General features: G+C 35.0%; 7 protein-coding genes. 2 read left to right on the forward strand and 5 right to left on the reverse strand.

From position 1 onward, the window contains the following. Nucleotides 1-3 precede the first annotated feature (3 nt). A complete protein-coding gene (locus FLA105534_RS15800) occupies nt 4-1,284 on the reverse strand; it encodes a glucose-1-phosphate adenylyltransferase (protein ID WP_173967086.1) in 1,281 nt (426 codons plus the stop codon). After that, on the reverse strand, nt 1,274-2,701 hold the full coding sequence (locus tag FLA105534_RS15805) for a glycogen synthase (RefSeq protein WP_173967087.1): 1,428 nt from the start codon (nt 2,699-2,701) through the stop codon (nt 1,274-1,276). The genes FLA105534_RS15800 and FLA105534_RS15805 overlap by 11 nt, the downstream gene beginning before the upstream one ends. A gap of 139 nt (nt 2,702-2,840) precedes the next feature. Between FLA105534_RS15805 and FLA105534_RS15810 the strand changes: the two genes are divergently transcribed. Beyond that, nucleotides 2,841-3,707, forward strand: coding sequence for an alpha/beta hydrolase (locus FLA105534_RS15810; RefSeq protein ID WP_173967088.1), 867 nt, complete (start codon nt 2,841-2,843; stop codon nt 3,705-3,707). Between the two features lie 48 nt (nt 3,708-3,755). Beyond that, complete coding sequence (locus FLA105534_RS15815) at nt 3,756-4,400, forward strand: endonuclease III domain-containing protein (protein ID WP_173967089.1); 645 nt, start codon at nt 3,756-3,758, stop codon at nt 4,398-4,400. A gap of 6 nt (nt 4,401-4,406) precedes the next feature. Here FLA105534_RS15815 and FLA105534_RS15820 read toward each other — a convergent pair whose 3' ends face one another. The 3 genes from FLA105534_RS15820 to FLA105534_RS15830 all read right to left on the reverse strand — a co-directional run bounded on the left by FLA105534_RS15820 (nt 4,407) and on the right by FLA105534_RS15830 (nt 6,623). Next, complete coding sequence (locus FLA105534_RS15820; protein WP_173967090.1) at nt 4,407-4,841, reverse strand: Cif family virulence factor; 435 nt, start codon at nt 4,839-4,841, stop codon at nt 4,407-4,409. A 15-nt stretch (nt 4,842-4,856) separates the two neighbouring features. Beyond that, a complete protein-coding gene (locus tag FLA105534_RS15825; protein ID WP_173967091.1) occupies nt 4,857-5,309 on the reverse strand; it encodes a DUF1569 domain-containing protein in 453 nt (150 codons plus the stop codon). Between the two features lie 321 nt (nt 5,310-5,630). After that, on the reverse strand, nt 5,631-6,623 hold the full coding sequence (locus tag FLA105534_RS15830; RefSeq protein ID WP_173967092.1) for a fumarylacetoacetate hydrolase family protein: 993 nt from the start codon (nt 6,621-6,623) through the stop codon (nt 5,631-5,633). Nucleotides 6,624-7,139 lie beyond the last annotated feature (516 nt).

Below are 7,139 nucleotides of genomic sequence, written 5' to 3' on the forward strand. Positions count from 1 at the left end.
CTTTTATTCAATTCTAAAATTATCAGAGAGAACCGCTCCTTTTTTAATCACAACAATACCATCTTTGATACTGTATAACTCGTTAGTAAAATTATCCAGATGTTTACCACCGCTGATATGAACATTGTTTCCAATTCTGACATTCTTATCGATCAGCGCATTTTGTATAAAACAATTTTCGCCAATACCCACATGAATTTTATTGATGGTTGCTTCATGGTTCAGCTCGTCTAAGTCCTGATAAAAATCATTACCCATTACATAACAGTTCTCCAATATAGTTCCTTCTCCAATTCTGGAACGAATTCCAATGACCGAACTTTTAATTTCTTTAGCGTTAATAATACATCCTTCAGAAATCAAGGATTGATTGATGGTTGAATTTCTAAATTTAGACGGCGGTAACAATCGGGGTCTTGTAAAAATTTTATTGTCATTATCAAACAGATTAAATTCCGGAATGTCGGCTGTTAGACCAATATTTGCTTCAAAAAAGGATTCAATATTTCCAATATCCGTCCAATATCCTTCGTATTGGTAACTCAGAATTTTATGTTTTCCAACGGCCTGCGGAATGATTTCTTTTCCAAAATCCTTCGTTTCCGGATCTGCCATCAGCTCTTCCAGTAATTGTCGGTTAAAAATATAGATTCCCATTGAAGCCAGATACTTTTTACCTTTTTCCTTCATATGTTCGCTCACGTCAGATTCCCATTCCGGTAATAGCGAAGCATCGGGTTTCTCTATAAAAGCTTCTATACAACTCTCATGATTCGTTTTAAGAATTCCAAATTCAGGCGCATCTTTCGCATTTACAGGTAATGTTGCTATCGAAATGGCGGCATCGGCCGCAATATGAGCTTCTAACATTTCATTAAAATCCATTTGATACAACTGATCTCCTGACAAAATCAAAGCATGATCAAATTCGTGTTTCAAAAAGTGAGACATACATTGTCTGACAGCATCAGCAGTTCCCTGAAACCAGGTTGGATTATCGGGAGTTTGCTCTGCAGCCAGAATATCTACAAAAGATTGGCTGAAAATACTAAAGTTAAAAGTGTTTTTGATATGCGCGTTTAAAGATGCCGAGTTGAACTGTGTCAGAACAAATATTTTAAAAATATCGGAATTAATACAATTGGAAATTGGGATATCTACTAATCGGTACTTTCCTCCAATCGGAACGGCTGGTTTTGATCTGGTTTCTGTTAACGGGAACAAACGTGATCCTTGTCCTCCTCCTAAAATAATGGCAACTACATTTTTCTTCTTAAATTTCATTTTTCTCAATTATTAGGTTGTATATCTCGATGTATTCTTGGCAAACACGCTCCCAGGAATGATCTTTAGCCATTCCTTTCGCTCTTATTTTTTTTAAATTAATCTTATCCTCGTACAATTTCACGGCACGATTTATTGAATAGCAAATATCTCCTACCGAGGCCTGATCGTGGCACACTCCGTTACCATCGTCTCCAAAATCAATTACGGTATCCTTCAATCCTCCTGTTCTTCTTACAATTGGAACAGTTCCGTAACGCAGTGCATACATTTGGTTTAAACCGCACGGTTCTACTCTCGAAGGCATCAAAATATAATCGGATCCGGCATAAATTAAATGTGCCAGTTCTTCATTATAACCAATAAAAACGTTGTAATTTCCCTTATAATCATTTCGCAATTGAACCAACTGTTCTTCAATTACCGAGTTCCCTGATCCTAAAATCAGTATATTAATACTTTCAAAATTTTCAGATAGCGCCAGTGCGGAAGCCTGTGGCAATAAATCCCCGCCTTTTTCTTCAAACAAACGGCCAATAAAACTAAATAAAGGTTTTGTTGCATCGAGTTCAAACTGCTCGCACAATTTTTCTTTGTTCTTCTGCTTCCCGATCTCAAAAGTTTCAATCGAATAATTACTCGCAATCATTTGATCTTTGGCAGGATCCCAAACTTCAAAATCAATCCCGTTTAAAATCCCCTTTGATTTATACCTTACAGATTTAAACAATGTTTCTAACCCATTAGCAGCATTATTAATTTCGTCCAGATAACTTGGAGAAACGGTGGTTACGGCATGAGCGCACTTGATTCCTACCGCCAATGAATTAAGAGAATGATCCCATTCTAAAAAACCAACATGCCTTAAATCAAACTCAGGCAAATAATGCAATTTATCAAAACCAAACCAACCCTGATACAAACCATTGTGTATGGTAATTACACTTCGTATCTTGCTGAGGCTTTCATATTTATAGGCATATTTCACTAAAAACGGAATTAATCCGGTGTGGTGATCGTGACAATTTAAAATATCAGGAACCTTATTTCGTGCAGTGATCCAGTCTAACGTTGCAATCTGAAATGACACAAATCTTTCTATGTCATCTTCATATCCATATACATTTGGACGATCGAACAATTCCTTAATTTCGATCAGGTACAATTCGTAACCCAACTTGTCTGTCGTTTCTTTTAGAACACTGAACGGAAAATTAAAATTCCCAAGCTTAACATTTCCCCAATGAACACATTCAAACTCATTTTCCTTCCTAAATTTTGTGTCATAACAAGGAATTACAACACGAACGTCATGGCCCGCATTAGTCTGATATTTAGGCAATGCGCCAACCACATCGGCCAGACCACCAACCTTTGCCATTGGATAACACTCTGCACTGATGTGAAATATTTCCATTCTTAAGATTTATATGCGTATTAAATACTATTTTGTGAATTATTTTTTTCAGTAAACATCTATTAATGTGCTACTTTTATGTTTTTTTAAATTTAGGAAAAAATAAACAAAGTCCAGCCCTCAAAAAAAAATTATTGATATGACAAAAAAGGAAAATAATCCTACTAAATCTCTAAAAATTCCCCGGTTTATTATTGTATCCGCTAAAATTTGCGCCTTTTTTTCGACAAAACTGGTTACCTCATATGCTGCAAAACTTTTCACAACCCCAATAAAACATAAGGTTCCAAAACGCGAACTGGAGATGGAGCAAAAAAGTATTCAAAAAACGATTTATGTTCCCGCAATTAATAAAAGTGTTGTTACCTACGAGTATGGAAAAAGCGACCACAAAATTTTACTGGTACACGGCTGGTCAGGAAGAGGCACTCAATTATTCAAAATAGCCGATGAACTTTTAAAAAATGGTTATTCGACTGTAAGTTTTGATGCTCCGGCACATGGAAAATCTGAAGGAAAAAGTACTATAATGTCTGAATTTATTGCTTCTATTTTAGAAATCGAAAAACAATTTGGCCCCTTTGAATTTGCTATAGGTCACTCCTTAGGCGGAATGTCGGTTCTAAATGCAATCAAAGACGGCTTACAGGTAAAAAAAGCAATAATAATTGGCAGTGGTGATATTGTACAGGATATACTGGACGATTTTGTCGCAAAACTGGAATTGAAACAAGAAATCAGTGAACGTATGCGTGCCCATTTTGAAGAGAAATACCAAGTAAAAATGGATGACTTTTCAGCCTATAAAGCCGCTAAAAAAGTTAAAATACCAGTACTGGTAATTCACGATCACGATGACCCTGAAGTTTCAGTAAAAGCCGGAATTCACATTCACAAACAACTGGAAAACGGAACTTTGCATTTAACAGAAGGTTTAGGACACCGAAAAATACTAGGCAATCAAAATGTCATCAAAAAAACACTAGATTTCATCAAAACATCTTAATTTTGTGATAGTTACATTTTATATTATTTAATTCTAAAGAAAATAAAAATGAACTTATTTGGAGAGACAACCGAATGGGAAACAAAACTTGAACCCATTTTAAGTAAATACAAAGGCAAGAGACATCCTTTAGAATATCAAAACACCTATCAATTACTGGTCATGGTGGTTCTATCTGCTCAGGATTCTGATGCCAATATCAATAAAATTGCGCCGGCTTTATTTGAAAAGTATCCAACTCTGAAAAGTCTCTCCGAAACCGATTCGGAAACTTTCATTCCTTACATAAGCAAGGTTCGAAATTACCCTACAAAAGCACAATGGCTTCTGGAAATTGCAAAAACCCTTCAAAATGATAATGCTATTCCATTAACTATGAAAGAATTGACAGCTTTAAAAGGAATTGGAAGAAAATCGGCCAATGTCATTCTCCGCGAAACACATCAGCCTGCAGAAGGCATTATTGCCGATTTACATGTCATTCGTGTTGCTCCAAGAATTGGAATTATCAAAGAGAGTAAAGATGGAAATAAAATAGAAAAAGACCTTATGCAGGTTTTACCTAAATCTATTTGGTCTGAAATCGGGATGGCAATTTCTTTTCTGGGACGAGAAACCTGTAGACCCAAACCTAAATGCGAAGAATGTCTAATTGTAGATTCCTGTCATTACTTCGCAACTGAAATAGCTTAGAAATGGCTATTTTCTCCGGGTATCGATCAGGTAGATAATTTTCCAAGTATCTTTTTCTTTAAACAAAGTAAATGTATTTACTCCTGAATGACTCAATTTATCATTCACATAAAACTGATAGGGTGCCCAAACATGTGCTATTGTTCCTTCAATTTGAATATTGTAACTTAAAATCTTTTCAGAAAATTTAATATTAGATGGAATTGTAGCAATTGATTTGTAGAATTTACCAGAGTTCTCCTCTGTAAGTTTGTTTCCTTTAACCAAACTCTCACTAATAGACTGCAACACTACCTTATCTGCACAAACAGATTTCATTCTTACGGTATCTCTCTCATGAAATCCTTCAAAAAAGGTTTCGATACTCTGCCGAACTTCCTGTTGCTGTGCATTTACAATTAGTCCTAAAAATAACAAAATCACTGTGTAAAATTCCTTCATAGACAAAATATAAAATTAAACTCCAAATTGACTCAGATGATGCTCCAGGTGTTTAGCAAACATATTACTCCATTCTGTCGCAGTTAACCTACCAAAAGAATGCGATTCTTTACCGTCGAAATCTTTTTTACCCAACAATTGCGTTTTATTAATGTAAGCAATTAATCTATCTCTTTCAAGATCGAAATCACGACTATCATTTATAATAAATTGAGATGCAGTGGGATTATTATGTTTATATGGTGTCTCACTTACCACCTTACTTTTAACCAATGTCTTTAAAATAAACTTCAAAAAGAAACCTGGTTTTGGATGAATATCGTCGTAAACCATCTCATAGGAAACATTGCAATGTGCCAGCATTTGCGCCACATCCATTTTCCCCCAAAGACCTTTTGATTCCGGTTCAAGCAAATTGATACGCTTTACAAACTCATCACAATCTTCCTTTAAAAAAACATTTTTCATTGCATCTTATTATTAATAAATTAGTTAAAAATCTTGAAGTAAAAATATAAAAATTTCGAAATAAAGTGTAATTATTAAATCCAAATTAGAAAAATTTAAAATTTCAATTGTACGCCGCCTCGCAGTTCCTGCGGGACAATTGTAACAATCTTAATTTAACCGCGCCAAGAGGACAGTGTAAAAAAGGATAAAAGCACAAAGTTCGCAAAGCCATGATTATAAACTTTACGAACTTTATGCAAATCTTTGCGAATTTAATTTATCTATCTCTGTCATCATTCAAAAAAACAAAGATGGAGAAACCTTCCCGCTTAATCTTTACTAATTTATCGGGGTGTATTGTGAAACAACTTGATCAATTCTACCAAAAACAGACTCTCCCTTGCTGTTTTTCATTTCGATTTCTATTCGGTCACCAAAAATCATAAACGGTGTCGAAGCTTTTCCATCTTTAATAATCTCCAAACAGCGTACTTCAGCCAAACAACTTGAACCATCAAGACTTCCTTTGTTGGCAACTGTACCGGAACCAATAATTGTTCCTGCCATTAAAGAACGTGATTTAGCAGCATGTGAAATCAATTGACCAAAATCAAAAACCATATCAACTCCCGCATTTGGTGATCCAATTTTTTGCTTATTTAAAACCGATATAAGCGGCAAATGCACTTTACCTCCATCCCAAGCAGTTTCTAATTCGTCTGGTGTAACAGCGACAGGACTAAAAGCTGTCCAAGGTTTTGATTGGTAAAAACCAAATTGCTTTGCCAATTCATTAGGAATTAAATTTCTAAGTGACACATCATTTACCAATGCAATCAATTTTATGTGTTCTTTTGCATTTGTCGCATTGATACCCGCAGGGACATCATCTGTAATAACTGCAACTTCCGATTCAAAATCAATTCCCCATTCTTCATTTTCTATCAAAATATCATCGTTTGCACCAATAAAAGCATCCGAAGCTCCCATATACAGCAAAGGATCAGTCCAGAAAGTCTCCGGCAATTCTGCATTACGCGCCTTGCGCACCAATTCTACATGCGTAACATAAGCACTTCCGTCTGCCCAATGATAAGCTCGCGGAATGGGAGCCATAACATTATTAGCCTCAAATACAAAGGCATTTTCCAATTTATCTTCTTGTAATTCTTGAAATACAAATTCCAATTTTGGTTTGATGACATTCCAATCATCCAATGCATTTTGCATAGTTTTGGCGATTTCCGTTACCAAAACTGCTTTTGTCAATGCTCTATTTACTACTACCAATTGTCCGTCGCGGGATCCATCCTTTAGAGTGGCTAATTTCATATGATTAATATATTATTTGGTTAATTCAACAATTACAAGTCCATTAGAAGTCTTATAAATGCAAAAAAACAGAAAAAAAGCTTTAAATTTTGAATAATTATTATTTTATGTTTTATCAAAATTAGTTCAATTCTAACAATCTACAAAACCATTATTAAAATTTATAGTAGTCTTATCTTTCCTCTTTAATGAGTTTGCTAAACTTTTCTTTTGCTCTCCAAGTCACGAAGATGCAAAGTACATTTCAATCAGATACTGTTAAACTTTTTTAAGTAATTCCGTTAGGAGTCTAATATTGGCAACCACAGGTAACACCTCACAACCTGCCCACCATAAAGGTGTCCCGTAAGGACTACACTATCAAGCAGCATAAAAAAACATAAGATTAACCAAAGAATACAGGATCAGTACAAAATCCGGATCAAGAACAAAACCTGGGGAGGAATGTCAAAATAAAATTAGAAATTTGTAATCTAAGAATTAGATATGACACCTATAGAGCTTTTAAAATTTATG

The sequence above is a fragment of the Flavobacterium collinsii genome (genome assembly GCF_902804485.1).
Lineage (GTDB): Bacteria > Bacteroidota > Bacteroidia > Flavobacteriales > Flavobacteriaceae > Flavobacterium > Flavobacterium collinsii.